The sequence below is a fragment of the Pseudomonas sp. GW821-FHT09C08 genome (genome assembly GCF_059418125.1).
On sequence record NZ_JBWKPG010000001.1, the window covers coordinates 147,282 to 164,242 of the forward strand.

14 protein-coding genes and 1 pseudogene are annotated in these 16,961 nt (G+C 62.6%); 6 read left to right on the plus strand and 9 right to left on the minus strand.

The features are described from left to right. Positions 1 to 289 precede the first annotated feature (289 nt). On the minus strand, positions 290 to 1,333 hold the full coding sequence (locus AC07OJ_RS00640) for an LLM class flavin-dependent oxidoreductase (protein WP_065905683.1): 1,044 nt from the start codon (positions 1,331 to 1,333) through the stop codon (positions 290 to 292). Positions 1,334 to 1,521: 188 nt separating this feature from the next. Between AC07OJ_RS00640 and AC07OJ_RS00645 the strand changes: the two are divergent. Then, positions 1,522 to 2,610, plus strand: a pseudogene (locus AC07OJ_RS00645) (cache domain-containing protein); the annotation flags it as partial. Positions 2,611 to 2,739: 129 nt separating this feature from the next. Continuing rightward, positions 2,740 to 3,468, plus strand: coding sequence for a methyl-accepting chemotaxis protein (locus tag AC07OJ_RS00650; RefSeq protein WP_495094254.1), 729 nt, complete (start codon positions 2,740 to 2,742; stop codon positions 3,466 to 3,468). Positions 3,469 to 3,554: 86 nt separating this feature from the next. On the opposite strand, the gene AC07OJ_RS00655 is transcribed toward AC07OJ_RS00650, so the two are convergent. Next, complete coding sequence (locus AC07OJ_RS00655; RefSeq protein WP_065905687.1) at positions 3,555 to 4,040, minus strand: flavin reductase family protein; 486 nt, start codon at positions 4,038 to 4,040, stop codon at positions 3,555 to 3,557. Positions 4,041 to 4,363: 323 nt separating this feature from the next. Here AC07OJ_RS00655 and AC07OJ_RS00660 point away from each other — a divergent pair, with 323 nt between their 5' ends. Further along, on the plus strand, positions 4,364 to 5,770 hold the full coding sequence (locus AC07OJ_RS00660; protein WP_495093666.1) for a purine-cytosine permease family protein: 1,407 nt from the start codon (positions 4,364 to 4,366) through the stop codon (positions 5,768 to 5,770). A 146-nt stretch (positions 5,771 to 5,916) separates the two neighbouring features. Here AC07OJ_RS00660 and AC07OJ_RS00665 read toward each other — a convergent pair whose 3' ends face one another. The 7 genes from AC07OJ_RS00665 to AC07OJ_RS00695 form a co-directional block, all read right to left on the minus strand. Beyond that, a complete protein-coding gene (locus tag AC07OJ_RS00665) occupies positions 5,917 to 6,486 on the minus strand; it encodes an aminomethyltransferase family protein (RefSeq protein WP_065905692.1) in 570 nt (189 codons plus the stop codon). A 3-nt stretch (positions 6,487 to 6,489) separates the two neighbouring features. Continuing rightward, a complete protein-coding gene (locus tag AC07OJ_RS00670; protein WP_495093667.1) occupies positions 6,490 to 9,387 on the minus strand; it encodes a 2Fe-2S iron-sulfur cluster-binding protein in 2,898 nt (965 codons plus the stop codon). Further along, positions 9,384 to 9,683, minus strand: coding sequence for a sarcosine oxidase subunit delta (locus AC07OJ_RS00675; RefSeq protein ID WP_065905694.1), 300 nt, complete (start codon positions 9,681 to 9,683; stop codon positions 9,384 to 9,386). Before AC07OJ_RS00675 ends, AC07OJ_RS00670 begins: the two co-directional genes overlap by 4 nt. 13 nt (positions 9,684 to 9,696) lie before the next feature. Continuing rightward, the gene (locus tag AC07OJ_RS00680) at positions 9,697 to 10,938 is read right to left on the minus strand and encodes an FAD-dependent oxidoreductase (protein WP_201143988.1); all 1,242 of its coding nucleotides are present in this window, start codon (positions 10,936 to 10,938) and stop codon (positions 9,697 to 9,699) included. After that, positions 10,920 to 11,825, minus strand: coding sequence for a bifunctional methylenetetrahydrofolate dehydrogenase/methenyltetrahydrofolate cyclohydrolase FolD (gene folD, locus AC07OJ_RS00685; protein ID WP_495093668.1), 906 nt, complete (start codon positions 11,823 to 11,825; stop codon positions 10,920 to 10,922). Before folD ends, AC07OJ_RS00680 begins: the two co-directional genes overlap by 19 nt. Further along, entirely contained in the window at positions 11,822 to 12,688 is an 867-nt protein-coding gene (purU, locus tag AC07OJ_RS00690; RefSeq protein ID WP_495093669.1) for a formyltetrahydrofolate deformylase, read from the minus strand. The genes folD and purU overlap by 4 nt, the downstream gene beginning before the upstream one ends. A 324-nt stretch (positions 12,689 to 13,012) precedes the next feature. Continuing rightward, entirely contained in the window at positions 13,013 to 13,612 is a 600-nt protein-coding gene (locus AC07OJ_RS00695; RefSeq protein ID WP_053139883.1) for a helix-turn-helix domain-containing protein, read from the minus strand. A gap of 282 nt (positions 13,613 to 13,894) precedes the next feature. On the opposite strand from AC07OJ_RS00695, the gene glnT reads away from it, so the two are divergent. The 3 genes from glnT (at position 13,895) to AC07OJ_RS00710 (ending at position 16,956) form a co-directional block, all read left to right on the plus strand. Further along, entirely contained in the window at positions 13,895 to 15,229 is a 1,335-nt protein-coding gene (glnT, locus tag AC07OJ_RS00700; RefSeq protein WP_065905705.1) for a type III glutamate--ammonia ligase, read from the plus strand. 135 nt (positions 15,230 to 15,364) lie between these two features. Then, positions 15,365 to 16,270 carry a class II glutamine amidotransferase gene (locus AC07OJ_RS00705; protein ID WP_495093670.1) on the plus strand — a complete coding sequence of 302 codons (906 nt, stop codon included), beginning with the start codon at positions 15,365 to 15,367 and terminating at the stop codon, positions 16,268 to 16,270. An 11-nt stretch (positions 16,271 to 16,281) separates the two neighbouring features. Beyond that, the gene (locus tag AC07OJ_RS00710) at positions 16,282 to 16,956 is read left to right on the plus strand and encodes a protein glxC (RefSeq protein ID WP_495093671.1); all 675 of its coding nucleotides are present in this window, start codon (positions 16,282 to 16,284) and stop codon (positions 16,954 to 16,956) included. The last annotated feature ends 5 nt before the right edge of the window (positions 16,957 to 16,961 follow it).

Sequence of the window (16,961 nt, forward strand, 5' to 3'; positions counted from 1 at the left end):
CAAAGACGCGATTTTAGCAAGATAAGTAACTAGTTAGTACATTGGAGTCCTGCAATAGACTATTACAGGTGCTGCGATGATGGGCTGAGGCTAAATGTCGCGTGGCTGTGATGAGTGTAGGTGATCGGCAGGCGGCCTTCGGTCCAGCTGCAGGCACGGGCTTTCTGTGGGAAGGGAGCTTGCTTGCGCTGACTGCGTGGCAGTCCACGGCTTTTGGGGGCGTTTTGCACCCCAGCGCAAGCGAGCCTGCCCCAAGGCAAGCCCGCTCGCATGTTTAGCTGCGGATCACTCAACGAAACGCCGGCACCACCTGCTCGATAAACAGCGCCAGGGACTTCTTCTTCTCGGCATGCGGCAGGCTGTTGTCGCACCAGAAGCTGAACTCATCCACCCCCAGTTCCTGGTAGTAGCGGATGCGCGGGATGATTTCTTCGGCGGTGCCGATCATCGCGGTCTTGTGCAGGCTTTCCAGCTCGAACTCGGGGCGCGCGGCGAATTTCTCTTCCGGGCTCGGGGCCAGGAAGCCATTCACCGGCACCTCTTTGTTGCCGAACCAGGCATCGAAGGTGCGATAGAACTTGGAGATCGCCTTGGCCCCGACTTTCCAGCCGTCCGGATCATCGGCGGCATGCACATGAGTGTGGCGCAGCACCATCAGTTGCGGGCGCGGTACGTCGGGATTGTTGTCGAGGGCGGCCTGGAATTTATTTTTCAGGTCGAGGACTTCTTCGTCGCCTTTCATCAGCGGCGTGACCATCACGTTGCAGCCGTTGGCCACCGCGAAGTTGTGCGAGTCCGGGTCGCGGGCGGCGATCCACATCGGCGGGTTGGGCTGCTGGATCGGCTTGGGCACGCTGGTGGAGGTGGGGAATTTCCAGATCTCGCCGTCGTGGGCGTAGTCGCCTTTCCACAAGGCGCGTACCACGGGCACCATCTCGCGCAAGGCCTGGCCGCCGGAAGAGGCGGGCATGCCGCCGGCCATGCGGTCGAATTCGACCTGGTAGGCGCCACGGGCCAGGCCGACTTCCATGCGGCCGTTGCTGATCACGTCGAGCAATGCGCATTCGCCCGCCACCCGCAACGGGTGCCAGAACGGCGCGATGATGGTGCCGGCGCCCAGGTGAATGGTGGTGGTCTTGGCCGCGAGGTAAGCCAACAGCGGCATCGGGCTCGGCGAGATGGTGTATTCCATGGCGTGGTGTTCGCCAATCCACACGGTGCTGAAACCACCGGCCTCGGCCATCAGGGTCAGTTCGGTCAAGTCTTCGAACAACTGACGGTGGCTGACGCTTTCATCCCAACGTTCCATGTGTACGAACAGGGAAAACTTCATGACGCTTACCTCGGATCTATTGTGATCGGCCTGTCGACTGCGGGCCCTTAAGTACTCTCGCCACCTTGAAGCTTGCCAGTGATAACGGCTGTTCGGCGGATTGATTGTTGGTATACCATAATACGGAATATCCGCAAAACTTTTCTCTCCAACGGTTGCACCCTCACCTCACAAGGAAGGCGAGCTCGATGAACATAAAACAAAAATTAATCCTGGCGTTTGCGGTGATCGCCAGCCTACCGGTGATTCTGGTGGCTGTGCTGATCATCCTCAACGTACGCCATGAGGCCCGCGACAGCTTTGTCGACAGCAGTGGCCGCGAGATCCGCCAGGTCGACAACGCGATGCAGCTGTTCTTCGAAGGCATCAGCCAGAACGTCGCCTACCTGGCTGCGCACCCGCAGTTGCGCAGCCTGCAGGGCGATGTGAAACGCTACCTGGCCAGCGACGCCGCGCACATCGCTGTCGGCGAGCGCGACCAGCAGTTGTTCGCGTTGTTCGAAGGCCTGGCCAAGAGTCATTCGGCCTACACCTACCTGTCGCTCGGCACCGAGGATGGCGGCTATGTGTTCTGGCCCGGCGACCCCAACCTTGCCAACTACGACCCGCGCACGCGGCCCTGGTACAAGGCGGCCATGGCGCAACCGGGCAAGACCCTGCGCACCGAAGCCTATTACTGGGCAGCCGACGACGTGGTGCTGGTGAGCACCGTGCAAAGCTTCAACGACCGCCAGGGCAAGGCGAGCGGGGTGGTCAACATCGACGTGTCGCTCAAGCAACTGACCGACCTGGTCAAGCAGATCAAGCTGGGCGAAAGCGGCTACCTGATGCTGATGGAAGCCAACAACACGGTGCTGGTAGACCCGAATGACCCGTCCCACAACTTCAAGAAACTCGGCGAGTTGGGTGACGGCTACCGGCAGTTGAGCGAAGCCGGCCAAGGCCTGGTGCAGGTGGAACTGGCGGGCGAGCGCTACATGGCGCTGGTGTGGCCGTCGAAGGCATTGGGCTGGCGCTTTGTCGGGCTGGTGCGCGAAAGCGAAGTGATGGCTGGCGCGGCACGCCTGACCTGGTTGATCGCGGCTATCGCATTGGTGTGTGGCCTGCTGTTTGCCGGGGCGGGCGCCTGGTTTGCCGGGCTGATCGTCAAGCCGATCCGTGGCGTGGCCAGTGGCTTGGAAGGCATTGCGCAGGGCGAGGGTGACCTGACGGCGCGCCTGGCGGTCAATGGCCGCGACGAGACGGCGCAGCTCGCCGGCTGGTTCAACCAGTTCCTGGAAGCCATCCGCACCCTGATCCAGCGCATCGGCCAGGCCGCCGCGCAAATCCACAGCAGCTCCGGCAGTGCCACCGAAGTCTCGATAGAGATGGCCGACGTCGCCTCACGCCAGCGCGAAGCGGTGGACATGATCTCCACGGCGTTTCATGAAATGGTCGCCACCTCTAACGAAGTCGCGCGCTCCTGCAGCCAGGCTGCCGACTCTGCCGACAATGGCCAGCGCCAGGCCCACACCGGGCAACAGCAGATCGACGCGGCGGTGAGCAGTGTCGGGCGCTTGAGCGAAGAGATCGGCCACTCCGCCCAGGCCATGGAGCAGTTGGAAAAAGACAGCAACGATATCCAGTCGATCCTCGGCACCATCCGTTCCATCGCCGAGCAGACCAACCTGCTGGCGTTGAACGCCGCCATCGAAGCCGCCCGGGCCGGCGAGCAGGGCCGTGGGTTCGCGGTGGTGGCGGATGAGGTGCGCGCACTGGCCAAACGTACGGCAGACTCCACCGGCGAAATCGACGGACTGCTCGGCAATCTGGCGCGGCGCACCCATCAGATGGGCAAGCAGATGCATGCCAGCCTTGAGGTGTCCCAGGAAACCGTGGTGTCGATCAACGATGCGCGCGCCAGCTTTGGCTTGATTCGTGAGTCGGTGGATGTCATCCGCGACATGAACACGCAAATCGCTACCGCCGCCGAAGAACAGCATCAGGTGGCCGAAGACATCAATCGGCATATCAGCCAGATTCACGCGGATGCACAGTTGGTGGCGAGCCTGGCCGACTCCACGCGCGGCGATGCGCAGCAATTGACCGCGTTGTCGCAGACCTTGAACCAGTTGGTCAGCCGCTTCCGAACCTGACCACCGCTATCGCAGGCAAGCCAGCGTCCACCGTTGAAATGCATTCATCTATGGATGCTGGCTTAGCTGCGGTGTATCGGAATTAATCAGGCAACCAGGGGCAGGGCGCCCATCTTGCCGTGGCAATACACCAGTGGCCCGGCGTTCTGCTGGGGCACGATCAGGTTTTTCACCGAGCCGACCATGATTGCATGGTCGCCACCTTCATACTCGCGCCACAACTCGCACTCGATCACCGCCGTGGCGTTCGCCAGGATCGGATTGCCCAGTTCGCTGAGCGTCCATTCGATGCCCTGTGCCTTGTCCTTGCCTTTGCGCGCAAAGGCATAGGCTTCGGTTTGTTGCCCACCGGACAGGACGTGGATCGCAAAGCGCTTGTTCTTGATCAGCACCGGGTACGAATCGGAGCTGTAGTTGGGGCAGAACAGCACCAGCGCCGGGTCCATCGACAACGAACTGAAGGCACTGGCGGTCAGCCCGACGATTTGCCCGTCGTCATCGAGCGTGGTGATCACGGTGACCCCGGACGGAAACGAACCCATCACTTGTTTGTAGATAGCGGCATCGATCATGGGACGGTCCTCTGGCGGTAGAGCGGGTTTTTATGAATTTGTAGGTCTGATGGTATACCGTAATACAATCGATGCAACAGCTTTTTCAGGCGGCCGATGAACGTCAACCTTTGGTCTTATAACCAATAAATACGGGGGTAAAGGCGCGAAAACGCCGGGGGCCATGTGGCACACTTGCGGATCAGATGCGCGCTGAGACTACGGATCAGTCTTGTGAAAATGTTGGAATACCATAATATGGTGTTCATCTGAGGGGCCGCCACGATGCGCCCCCGGTATGGCGTCAAACAACTATAAGATCAGACAAACGCGAGTCCATTTCCATGCCCCAGATGTCCCGGCAAGATCCCCTGATCGAGAATCACACGGTCGATTACGTTCCTCTCGCAGAGCGCCATGGAAAGGCCCGCGACCTGTTCACCCTATGGTTCAGCACCAACATTGCGCCGCTGCCCATCGTCACCGGTGCCATGGTGGCCCAGGTGTTCCACCTCAACCTGGTGTGGGGGCTGCTGGCGATTGCCCTCGGGCATCTGCTCGGCGGTATCGTGATTGCCCTCGCGTCGGCCCAGGGCCCGCGCATGGGCATCCCTCAGATGGTGCAGAGCCGGGGCCAGTTCGGCCGTTACGGCGCACTGCTGATCGTGTTCTTCGCGGCGCTGATCTACATCGGCTTTTTCATTTCCAACATCGTGCTGGCCGGCAAATCCATCGTCGGCATCGTGCCCGCGGTGCCGGTGCCGGCGAGCATTCTGATCGGCGCGCTCAGCGCTACCGCCATCGGCGTGATCGGCTACCGCTTCATCCACAGCCTAAACCGCATCGGCACTTGGGTGATGGGCAGCGCGCTGCTCGCCGGTTTCATCTACATCTTTGCCCATGACCTGCCAGCGGACTTCCTCACCCGTGGCGGTTTCAACGCCGCCGGCTGGCTGGCCACGGTGTCGCTGGGAGTGATCTGGCAGATCAGCTTTTCGCCCTACACCAGTGACTATTCGCGCTACCTGCCGGCGGATATCGGCATCACCCGGCCCTTTATCGCGACCTACCTGGGCGCCACCCTCGGCACCATCCTGTCGTTCGCATTTGGTTTGGTCGCGGCACTGGCCACGCCCGAAGGCACCGAAGCGATGGTCGCGGTCAAGCAAGCCACTGGCTGGCTTGGACCGATCCTGATGGTGCTGTTCCTGCTCAATATCATCAGCCACAACGCCCTGAATCTGTACGGCGCGGTGCTGTCGATCATCACCTCGATCCAGACCTTCGCCAGCCATTGGACCCCTAGCATCAAGGTGCGCGTGGTGCTGTCCGGCGTGGTCCTGGCCGGTTGCTGCGTCGTGGCGCTGGGCGCATCGGCGGACTTCATCTCGCAGTTTATCGGGCTGATCCTGGCGCTGTTGCTGGTGCTGGTGCCGTGGGCGTCGATCAACCTGATCGACTTCTATGTGATCAAGCGCGGGGTGTATGACATTGCCTCGATCTTCCGCGCGGACGGCGGGGTCTACGGGCGCTTCAACCTGCATGCGATCGTGGCCTATTTCATCGGCATCATTGTCCAGCTGCCGTTTGCCAATACGTCGCTGTACGTGGGGCCGTGGGCCAATCTGGTGGACGGCGCGGACCTGTCGTGGCTGGTGGGGTTGGTGGTGACGTGCCCGCTGTATTACTGCCTGGCGACACGTCAACATACCCAGAAGGTCAGGGCGGCGCGGTTGGGCTACACCGACTGACCTTTGCTCACATAACAGGCTCCAGAATGTGGCAGCGGACTTGCTCGCGAATGCGGTGTCTCAGCCCAATAGGTACTGACTGATACACCGCCTTCGCGGGCAAGCCCGCTCCCACAGGTTGGACCGAGATCGATTTCAAGCCAGCTTCATGCGCTGAGCAGAGTGGCCCCGCCAAACTCGCCCAATGCATCCAGCAATGCACCGACGAAGTATTCCTTCGACGCGCGATCCCAGAGGATATGCAGCGCCGGTGCCTCCACACTCCCGGTGTGGATCACAAGCGCATTCACCCGCGCCACTGACGTCTGCGCCACCGCTCCCGGCTGGAAGGCCGGGAAACCGAGATCGACCCCGCAGAGCTTGGCCATCACATGGGCAATCACCGCGCCGCTGAGCAACACACAGGCGTGGCTGTCCTGGCGCGGCAGCAGGTAGTTGGCGCGGTGGTCCAGCTCCCAGCGGGCCTCTTCATCGGCGATGCGCTGGCCCTGATCCTGCGGGCTACCCAACAACAGGTATTCGGTCTGCGACAGACGCGCCACCCAACTGCCGTCCGCTTGCGGGGTGGCCTGGTTGGGGGCGGCGGGCAGGGTGAAACCGCGTGCGCTGAGGTACTCGGCGCTTTGCGCGCCGCGAAAGCCGACCCGGGGCAGATCGGTCTGGTCAACCAGGTGGCAGGGCGGCGTGAAGAGTTCGTGGGCTTTCAGACTGGTCATGGCTTAACCCTCCTGGCGTTGGTTGGTGGGGTCGAAAAACGGCAGTGGCACCACCTCGGCCTGGACGACGATGCCGCCTTCGACGCGAATCGGGATGCGCTGCCCCGGTGTGCTCTGTTCGATCCCGGCGTAGGCCAGGCCGATGATGCGGCCCAGCGTTGCAGAGTATTCGCACGAGGTGACGTTGCCGCTGATGTCCGGGCCGTCGAGCACCAGGTGGCCTTCCAGCGGTTGCACGCTGCCCTTGGGCAAGGTGAAACCCACCAGTTTGCGTTTCAGCGGCTGGGCTTCGAGGATGTCCACCGAGCGGCGCCCGACGAAAAACGGCTTGTTGCGGCTTACCGCCCAGCCCATGTCGATTTCTGCCGGGTGGGTCATGCCGTCGGTGTCCTGGCTGATGATCACGTGGCCTTTTTCCAGGCGCAGCAGGCGTTGGGTTTCGACGCCGAACGGGCGAATATCGAACGCCTTGCCGGCCTCCATCAACGCATCCCACAGCGCCAGGCCGTGGCGTGCAGGCACGTGGATTTCATAACCCAGCTCGCCGACAAACCCGACCCGCAGCAACCGCGCCTTGATCCCGGCCACCGTGCCTTGGCGCACGCCGAGGTAGGGGAAGGCCTCGGCACCGAGGTCGAGGTCAGTGCAGACCTGTTCCAGCACCTTGCGCGAATCCGGGCCGGCCACGTTCACCGCACAGATCGCGGCAGTGACGTTGGCCACGTCGACGTCGAGGCGCCATTGCGCGTTCCACTTGAGCATCTGCTGGTAGATGCGGTCGACGCCGCTGGTGGTGGCGGTGACGTAGAAGTGCTGGTCGGCCAGGCGCGCGCACACGCCGTCGTCGATGACCACCCCGTGTTCATTGGTCATCAGCGCATACCGCGAACGGCCCACCGGTTGCTTGAGGAACGCGAAGGTGTACAGGCGGTTGAGCAGTTCAGCGGCATCCGGGCCGCGCACGTCCAGGCCGCCGAGGGTCGACACATCGATCAGCCCGACGTGGTTACGCACGTGCAGGGCTTCGGCCTGCATGCAGGCGTCGCGATCCTTGGCGCGGCCGTAGTAGGCCGGGCGTTGCCAGATACCGGCGGGCATCATCTTCGCCCCGGCCTGCACATGCCGCGCGTGCATCGGTGTCTGCCGGTAAGGGTCGAAGGCGCGCCCGGCGACATGCGCGAGTTTCTCCGCGACGAAAGGGGGCCGTGCGGTGGTCACCCCGGTCTCGCTGATATTGCGCTGGGTCGCCCAGGCCACCAGGCGCGCGGTCGGCAGCGCCGAATGCCGCCCTTGGGACGGGCCCATGCCGACCGTGGAATAGCGCTTCACCAGTTGCACATCGCGGTAGCCGATACGCGTGGCGTTGACGATGTCCGCCACTTGCAGGTCTTCGTCGAAGTCGACGAAATCCTTGCCCTTGGGATGCGGGAAGATCGGCCAGCCGAAGTTGACCTGGGCTTCGCTGTGCAATGGCAGCGGCGCAATCGTGGTGCCCAGGCCCAGCGCGACAGCGATGTCGGCCGCCGCGTTCGCGGCGTCGGCCAGCACATTCTCGAGCTGATGCCGACCGTGCACCGAGCCCGCCAGCTTGAGGTTGCGGGGCAGGCCGCTGAGGCTGAATTCGGCTCGCTGGTCGTCGTAGGCCAATTTGCCGCCGGCCTGGCACAGCAGTTGATACACCGGCATGTAGCCGGCCGACATGCACAGCAAATCGCAGTCGAACACTTGCCCGCTGGCGCTGACCTGGCCCTGGCCGGTGATCTGGCGCACGTCGACGCCTTTCACGTGGCGCAGGCCTTTCTCATGCAGGGCCTCGAACACGGTGCTGTTGTTCAGCAACGGGATCTTGCGCTGGGCCAGGGCGCCGGACAGGGCTTTGTCGGCCGGGGTGTGGCGCAGGTCGATCACGGCGGCGACTTCCACGCCCTGGTCATGCAGGTCGAGGGCGGCGAGGTAGCCGTCGTCGTTGCCGGTCAGCACCACCGCGCGCTTGCCCGGCTTGACCGCGTAGAGTTTCATCAGGCGTTGCGCGGCGCTGGTCAGCATCACGCCGGGCAGGTCGTTGTTGCGGAAAATCACCGGCTGGTCGAAGGCGCCGCTGCACACCAGGCACTGCTGCGCGCGCACCTTGTACATGCGCTTGCCCTGGATCACCGGCAGGTAGTTGTCGGTAAACCAGGCATTGCACGTGGCCTCGGTGAGCACCTGGATATTCGCGTGCTGCTGCACCGCGCTCACCAGTTCGCGGCGCAGGCTGTCGGCGCGGGTACCGGCGATATCGAAGCGTGCATAGGTCAGCGACCCGCCGAGGATCGGCTGCTGCTCAATCAGCAGTACCTTGGCCCCGGCGTTCGCGGCCGTCAGCGCCGCCTGCAAGCCGGCGGGGCCTGCGCCGATGACGGCCAGGTCGGTAAACAGATAGGCCTTGTCGTAGTACTCGGGCTGGAACGTCAGGTCGAGTACACCCAGGCCGGCCTTCTTGCGAATGATCGGCTCCCAGACTTTCCACATGCCCTTGGGCTTGTAGAACGAGCGATAGTAGAACCCCACCGGCATGAACTTGGAGAACTTGCCGAGGTAGGCGTCCTTGTCGTTGTCCAGCGAGCCGTTGACGTTCTGCGCGCTCACCGCCAACCCGGCAGACAACGCGTGAGCATCGGCCAGCACGTTGGGCTCGCGGGGCAGTTGCACCAGGCTGTTGGCATCCTGGCCCGCCATGCTCAGCGGGCCGCGCGGGCGGTGGTATTTGAACGAACGCGAAAGCAGGAAACGCCCGTTGGCGAGCAGGGCGCTGGCGATGCTGTCGCCCTGCAAGCCTTGGTACGCCTGGCCATCGAAACTGAAATCAAGGGCTTGATCACGCTGGATCAGCAAGCCCATGGGGGCGGGAAGACGATTCATCCGGCGATCTCCTTGGCGGCGGCGAAATCGACGCGGGTGGTGAACAGTTCCTTGGGGTCGAAGGTGCGCAGGACCTCATCGGTGACCGTGTGGCGCTCGGCGAGGAACCAGTAGCTGGACGGCGTGTGCATCCACCATTCGCGCACCACGCCGGCGAGGTTGTCGGTGTTGAACACGTAGTCGGCCCATTCGGCATCGCTGCAATGGACGGGGTCGGGCATCGGCTTGAACTCGCCGCCGTAGGTGAACTCGCTGATATTGCGCGGCCCGTTGAGCGGGCACGTCATGATTTTCATAGTCCGCTCTCCATCAGTGACTGGCCGCCGTAGCGCCCATCTCGTTGACTTGCTGGAAGGTCGAGAAACGTTCGAGGCCGAACGGCTTGATCAGCGCCGGCACCTGGCCGCCGCTGGCGACCAGCTCGGCCATGGTCTTGCCGCAGATGGGCGTGGCCTTGAAACCCCAGGTGCCCCAGCCAGCGTCGAGGTAGTAGTTCTTCACCGGTGACAGGCCCATGATCGGGCTGTAGTCCGGGGTCATGTCGGTGATCCCGGCCCACTGGCGCATCAGTTTGGCGTTGGCCAGGAACGGGAACATTTCGATCGCGTGGGCCAGCAGGCTTTCCTTGAGGTCCAGGGTCGAGCGCGTGTTGAACAGCGGATAAGGATCGGAGCCGCCGCCGAACACCACTTCACCGCGGCTGGTCTGCTGCACATAGCAGTGCAGCGCGGAGGAACTCACCAACGGGTCGAGGAACGGCTTGAACGGTTGGGTGACCATGGCTTGCAGCGGGAAGGTCTGGATCGGCGAGCGGATGCCGGCCTTGGCCATCAGCAACGAGCTGTGCCCGGCAATCGCCTGTACCACGCAGCCGCACTTGATGGTGCCGCGATTGGTTTTCACGGCGGTAATCGTGCCGTGGTCGATGACCAGGTCCTGCACCTCGGTGAGTTGATGAATTTCCACTCCGCGCTTGGCCGCCTGCTTGGCGTAGCCCCAGGCCACGGCATCGTGGCGCGCGGTGGCGCCGTCGATATGCCAGAGCCCGGCGATCACCGGCAAGTGCCCGGGGTCGAGGTTGAGGCTGGGCACCAGTTCGCGGATCTGCTGGCGGTCGATCATCTCGGTGCGCCCGCCGAAGTGCTTGTTGACCTCGGCACGCTGGCGGAACGAACGCACGGTGGCATCGGTATGCGCCAGGGTCAGCTGGCCGCGTTCGGAGTACATGATGTTGAAGTCGAATTCGTTGGACAGCGACTGGAACATCTTCACCGACTCGGCGTAGAAGCGCACACCCTCGCTGGTCAGGTAGTTGGAGCGGATCACCGCGGTATTGCGCGCGGTATTGCCGCCGCCCAGGTAGGCCTTTTCCAGCACCGCGATGTTGCTGATGCCGTGGTACTTGGCCAGGTAGTAGGCGGTCGCCAGGCCATGGCCGCCGGCGCCGATGATCACCACGTCATAGCTGGCCTTGAGTTCCTTGGGCGGGGGCAGATCCACCTCCACCGGGTACTCCGAACTCAGTCCGTACTTCAATAGATTGAATGGCATACGGCCTCCGATTGGCTGCGTAGGGCGTGGTGTTGCGCGAAGGCGGCGGCCACGGTGTTTTTCATCAGGAAGGCAATGGTCATCGGGCCGACACCGCCGGGTACCGGGGTGATGGCGGCGACATGGGGCAGGGCGCCGTCGAAGTCGACATCGCCCACCAGGCGGCTGCGGCCCGCGTCGTCGATACGGTTGATACCGACGTCGATCACCACCGCGCCGGGCTTCAGCCAGCTGGCGTCGATCAAGCGTGCGCGGCCCACGGCGGCGATCACGATATCCGCCTGCCGGCACAGCGCCTGGGCGTTGTGGCTGCGCGAATGCAGCACGGTCACCGAGCAGTCCGCCTTGAGCAGCAGCGCGGCCATGGGCTTGCCGACGATGTTCGAACGGCCGATCACCACCGCATGTTTGCCGCGCAGGTCGCCGCAGGTTTGTTCCAGCAAATACAGGCAGCCGCTCGGCGTGCACGGCGTGAGCACCGCGCGGCCCTGGCTGAGGCCGCCGACGTTCTGGCTGTGAAAACCGTCGACGTCCTTGTCCGGCGCGATGGCCTCCAGGGCGCGCAGCTCGTCCATCTGCGCCGGCAACGGCAATTGCAAGAGGATGCCGTGGATGGCCGGGTCGGCGTTCAATTGGCCGATCAGGATCAACAGTTGTTCGGTGCTGGTATCGCCGGGCAGGCGGTGCTCCACGGAGCGGATGCCTACCTCTTCGGCGCGCAGGATCTTGTTGCGCACATACACCTGGCTGGCGGCGTCGTTGCCGACCAGGATCACCGCCAGGGCGGGCAGGATGTCTTGCTCATGCAGGCGTGCGACGTCCTCGCGGACCTGCAGCAGCACCTGCGCGGCGGCGGCTTTGCCATCGATCAGTTTGTGCGCGTTCACCGGAACACCACCGTTCTGTCCTGGTTGAGAAACACCCGGTGCTCAAGGTGGTACTTGACCGCCTTGGACAGGGCCACGGTCTCGGTGTCGCGGCCGATGGCGACCAGGTCGTCGGGCTTGTACACGTGGTCCACGCGTTGCACTTCCTGCTCGATGATCGGGCCCTCATCCAGGTCGCTGGTGACGTAGTGCGCGGTCGCACCGATCAGCTTCACACCGCGTTGGTAGGCCTGGTGATAGGGCTTGGCGCCTTTGAAACCGGGCAGGAACGAGTGGTGAATATTGATCGCGCGCCCCGACAGTTGCCGGCACAGGTCGTCGGAGAGGATCTGCATGTAGCGCGCCAACACCACCAGTTCGGTGCGGGTGTCGTCGACCACCTTCATCAGTTCGGCTTCCTGCGCGGCCTTGTTGTCCTTCGACACGGGCAGGTAGATAAAGCGAATGCCCTCGCGCTCGGCCATCGGCCGCAGGTCGAGGTGGTTGGAGACGATGGCGGTGATGGTCATGTCCATCTCGCCCTTGTGGTAGCGGTAGAGCAGGTCGGTGAGGCAGTGGTCGAACTTGCTCACCATCAGCATCACGCGCATCGGCTCGCGGGTGTCGTACAACTCCCACTGCATGTCGAAGGCCTGGGCGACATCGGCGAAGCCTGCGCGAATCTGTTCGAGATCACCGGCGTGGCCGTCGTTGAAGCGAAACACGGCGCGCATGAAGAAGCGGCCGCTGAAGTCATCATCGAACTGCGCCATCTCCCCGATGTAGCACGCGCTGTCCGCCAGGTAAGTGGTGACGGCAGCGACAATGCCGGACACCGCGGGACAAGTGACCTTGATGATGAAATGGTTTTTTTCGTGTTGCATGACACGTCCTCGGGATGATGGCGGCAGCTCATCGCATAGCGAAAAAATGTCTGAGGACAGCGGGCTCGTTCCGTGAGCGCATTTTCTTGTGAGGAATAAAATATTCCTGAAGTGGCTTTATAGGGGAATGGGGGCGGGGCGTCTAGGGGTTTTGGGAAAGTTTTTTAACTGATAGGAATTTTTACGCCGCGTGCCTATGCTGGAATGCGATCAAATGTAGGCGCTGGCTTGCCTGCGAAGGCATCCACCCACTGCCACTGGCAGACCGAGTTGCCCGCATCGCAGGCAAGCCAGCTCCCACAGAAAACAACCTCGGTGCCTGCGTTATTCCTTGTCGTTGCCGTAGTTCATGATCGACAACAACCGGATCGGCACCTGCACCAACTGCTCCGGCCCGTGCGGAATCTCCCCTTCGAAGGTCAGGCTGTCACCCGCTTCCATCCGGTACAGCTGGTTCCCATGCCGGTAAATCAGCTCACCTTCGAGCAGGTGCAAAAACTCCGTCCCCGGGTGGGCAAAGGTCGGAAACTCTTCACTGGCGTCATCCATGCTGACCATGTACGCCTCGAAGCTCTTTTTCGGCCCGCGCGTATGGTTGAGCAGGTGATAGGTATGCCCCTTCTCGGTCCCTCGGCGCACCACCTCCATGCCCTGGTCAGCCTTGACCAGCAAGGCGCTGCCATCCTGCTGGTCGTATTCGCTGAACAATTTCGACAGCGGCAGCCCGAGCACATCACACAGGCGGCTCAGGGTGTCGAGGCTGGTGGAGACCTGGGCGTTTTCGATCTTGCTCAACATGCCCTGGCTGATATCGGCGATTTTCGCCACGTCGGACAGCTTCAGGTCCTGGGCCTGGCGCTGGCGTTTGATCTGCAGCCCCAGGTATTGCTCGAGCTTGAGGCGCGGGGCGGTTTCGGTGGACATGATCATCGGCTCCTGCACGGTTTCCGTTCAGTAATATTATTTTCGCACTGGGAAAGTGCAAGATCTGGCTCTTCAAGGCCATCCCGCTGTGCGTATTCCTGCGGGGAAAACAATTTTCCCATATATACAGCACAAAAGCGCTTTCACCGGCAGTTCAATCCGCCGCTCGCGAATCTGGCAAGGGTATTGCATTCCTGTAAGGAAACTAACTTTCTTTTTAGGAATAAAAAGACAGCCTAGGCCCACCCACACGGTTTTGCCTTTCGCGAGGAGTGACACGCAATGTTGCCAGCAGAAACCCAGCGCATCATCGACAAGCACGGGATCAAGTACGTGCTTGCGCAGTTTGTGGATATACACGGTGCGGCCAAGACCAAGTCGGTGCCGATTTGCGGGCTCAAAACCGTGGCCGAAGAGGGTGCGGGCTTTGCCGGGTTTGCCATCAGCGGCATGGGCATGGAGCCCCACGGTCCGGACTTCATGGCGCGCGGTGACCTGTCCACGCTGACGCCGGTGCCGTGGCAACCGGGTTATGGGCGCGTGGTGTGCGTCGGGCATGTCGATGGCAAGCCCCATCCCTACGACAGCCGCTACGTGCTGCAGCAGCAGGTGCAGCGCCTGCAGGACAAGGGCTGGACCCTCAACACCGGCCTGGAACCCGAATTCAACCTGATGCGTCGCGACGAGCAGGGCAAGCTGCAACTGGTCGACCCCAGCGATAACCTCGACAAACCCTGCTACGACTACAAGGGCCTGTCGCGTTCGCGCGAGTTCCTCGAGCGCCTGACCGAAGCCTTGCAGGCGGTGGATTTCGAGGTCTATCAAATCGACCACGAAGACGCCAACGGCCAGTTCGAGATCAACTACACCTACAGCGACGCGCTGACCTCGGCCGACCGCTTTACCTTCTTTCGCATGGCCGCCGGCGAGATCGCCAATGACCTGGGCATGATCTGCTCCTTCATGCCCAAGCCCGACCCGAAACGCGCTGGCAACGGCATGCACTTTCACCTGTCGATCAGCAGCGCCGAGAACAAAAACCTGTTCCATGACGCCAGCGATCCCAGCGGCATGGGCCTGTCGAAACTGGCCTATCACTTCGCCGCCGGTTTGCTCGCCCATGGCCCGGCGTTGTGTGCGTTCGCCGCCCCTACGGTCAACTCCTACAAGCGCCTGGTCGTGGGCAACTCGTTGTCCGGCGCCACCTGGGCCCCGGCCTTTATAGCCTTTGGCGCCAACAACCGTTCGGCGATGGTGCGCGTGCCGTATGGCCGCCTGGAATTTCGCCTGCCGGATGCCGGCTGCAACCCGTACCTGGTCAGCGCCGCGATCATCGCGGCGGGCCTGGATGGCATCGACCGTCAGCTGGAAATCGACCACGTCTGCAACGAGAACCTCTACAGCCTGAGCCTGGAGCAGATCGCCGAGCGCGGCATCAAGACCCTGCCGCAATCCCTCAAGGAAGCCTGCGACGCGCTGGAAGCCGACCCGCTGTTTGCCGAGGTGCTCGGCCCGCAGATCGTGGGCGAGTTCATCAAGCTCAAGCGCATGGAGTGGGTGGAGTACAGCCGCCATGTGAGCGACTGGGAAGTCGCGCGCTACACCGAATTTTTCTGAGGCAAGGGGCGGCAGCTGTGAGTTGCAAGCTGCAAGTCAAGGCGGTGGTAGGGGCCGCTCCAAGTCATCTGTCTACCCGGCTTGCTTGCAGCTTGAATGCAGCTAGCCACCCAGAACAAAGTGAGGACTGCTCTTATGTGTGGAATCGTAGGTCTGTACCTGAAAAATCCCCGACTGGAACCCCTGCTCGGCAGGCTGTTTGAACCGATGCTGCAGGCCATGACCGACCGCGGTCCGGACAGCGCGGGCTTCGCCATCTACGGCGATGAGGTCGCCGACGGCTGGGTCAAGTTGACCTTGCAGGCGACCACTGAAGCCTTCGACTGGAAGGCCTTGATGGGCGAACTCGAAGGGCGCCTGGGTTGCTCGCTGGATTGGTTCCAGAACGCCAGCGCGGCGGTATTGAAGATCCACGCCGACGAGGCGCCGGTGCGCCTGGCCCTGGCCGAACTGGCGCCGAGCGTGCGCATCATGAGCGCCGGGCAAAGCATCGAGATCCTCAAGGGCATGGGCTTGCCCGAGGAGATTTCCCAGCGCTTCGGCCTGGCGGGCATGCAAGGCAGCCACATCATCGGGCACACGCGCATGGCCACCGAAAGCGCGGTGACCATGGAAGGCAGCCACCCGTTTTCCACCGGCGCCGACCTGTGCCTGGTGCACAACGGTTCGCTGTCGAACCACTTCCGCCTGCGCCAGGAACTCAAGCGCGAAGGCATTCATTTCGAGACCGACAACGACACCGAAGTCGCCGCCGGCTACCTGACCTGGCGCCTGCAACAGGGCGATTCGCTCAAAGAGGCGCTGGACCATTCCCTGCAGGACCTCGACGGCTTCTTCACCTTCGCCATCGGCACGCGCAACGGTTTTGCGGTGATCCGCGATCCGATCGCGTGCAAGCCGGCGATCCTCGCCGAGACCGACGACTACGTGGCCATGGCCTCCGAATACCAGGCGCTGTCGAGCCTGCCGGGCATCGAGAACGCGCGGATCTGGGAGCCGGCACCGGCCACTTTGTATATCTGGGAACGCCAGTCAGCTTAAGGAGCGCACACATGAAAACCATCGATCTATCCACCGCCACTGTGCGTGACCTCAACCAGGCGCTGCACGCGCAAGTGCTCGACCACGAATGGCGCGTGACCCATTCCAACGGCAAGCACAACCTGGCCGTGGGTGTGAACCAGCCGGTGTCCATCGATATCGAGGGCCACGCCGGCTACTACTGCGCGGGCATGAACCAACAGGCCTCGATCACCGTGCACGGCAATGTCGGCGTGGGCTGCGCCGAGAACATGATGTCGGGTTCGGTGCGCGTCAAAGGCAGCGCGTCCCAGGCGGCCGGGGCCACAGCCCATGGCGGCCTGCTGGTGATTGAAGGCGATGCCGGCGCGCGTTGCGGGATCTCCATGAAGGGCATCGACATTGTCGTCGGCGGCAGCATCGGCCATATGAGCTGCTTCATGGGCCAGGCCGGGCGCCTGGTGGTGTGCGGCGATGCTGGCGATGCGCTGGGCGACTCGTTGTACGAGACCCACATCTACGTGAAAGGCACGGTGGAGTCCCTGGGCTCGGACTGCGTCGAAAAAGAGATGCGCAGCGAGCACCTGCAAGAGCTGCAGGAACTGCTCGACCGTGCCGGCTTCGCCCACCGGGCGGCGGATTTCAAGCGCTACGGCTCGGCCCGCCAGCTGTACAACTTCAAAGTCGATAACGCCTCCGCGTACTGATCAGG

Bases quoted from the DNA above. Each gene is read 5' to 3' on its own strand.
- glnT (WP_065905705.1), top strand. From the start codon at position 13,895: ATGTTGCCAGCAGAAACCCAGCGCATCATCGACAAGCACGGGATCAAG.
- AC07OJ_RS00670 (WP_495093667.1), bottom strand. From the start codon at position 9,387: ATGAATCGTCTTCCCGCCCCCATGGGCTTGCTGATCCAGCGTGATCAA.
- AC07OJ_RS00660 (WP_495093666.1), top strand. From the start codon at position 4,364: ATGCCCCAGATGTCCCGGCAAGATCCCCTGATCGAGAATCACACGGTC.
- AC07OJ_RS00665 (WP_065905692.1), bottom strand. From the start codon at position 6,486: ATGACCAGTCTGAAAGCCCACGAACTCTTCACGCCGCCCTGCCACCTG.
- AC07OJ_RS00710 (WP_495093671.1), top strand. From the start codon at position 16,282: ATGAAAACCATCGATCTATCCACCGCCACTGTGCGTGACCTCAACCAG.
- purU (WP_495093669.1), bottom strand. From the start codon at position 12,688: ATGCAACACGAAAAAAACCATTTCATCATCAAGGTCACTTGTCCCGCG.
- AC07OJ_RS00675 (WP_065905694.1), bottom strand. From the start codon at position 9,683: ATGAAAATCATGACGTGCCCGCTCAACGGGCCGCGCAATATCAGCGAG.
- AC07OJ_RS00680 (WP_201143988.1), bottom strand. From the start codon at position 10,938: ATGCCATTCAATCTATTGAAGTACGGACTGAGTTCGGAGTACCCGGTG.
- AC07OJ_RS00650 (WP_495094254.1), top strand. From the start codon at position 2,740: ATGATCTCCACGGCGTTTCATGAAATGGTCGCCACCTCTAACGAAGTC.
- AC07OJ_RS00640 (WP_065905683.1), bottom strand. From the start codon at position 1,333: ATGAAGTTTTCCCTGTTCGTACACATGGAACGTTGGGATGAAAGCGTC.
- AC07OJ_RS00705 (WP_495093670.1), top strand. From the start codon at position 15,365: ATGTGTGGAATCGTAGGTCTGTACCTGAAAAATCCCCGACTGGAACCC.
- AC07OJ_RS00695 (WP_053139883.1), bottom strand. From the start codon at position 13,612: ATGTCCACCGAAACCGCCCCGCGCCTCAAGCTCGAGCAATACCTGGGG.
- AC07OJ_RS00655 (WP_065905687.1), bottom strand. From the start codon at position 4,040: ATGATCGATGCCGCTATCTACAAACAAGTGATGGGTTCGTTTCCGTCC.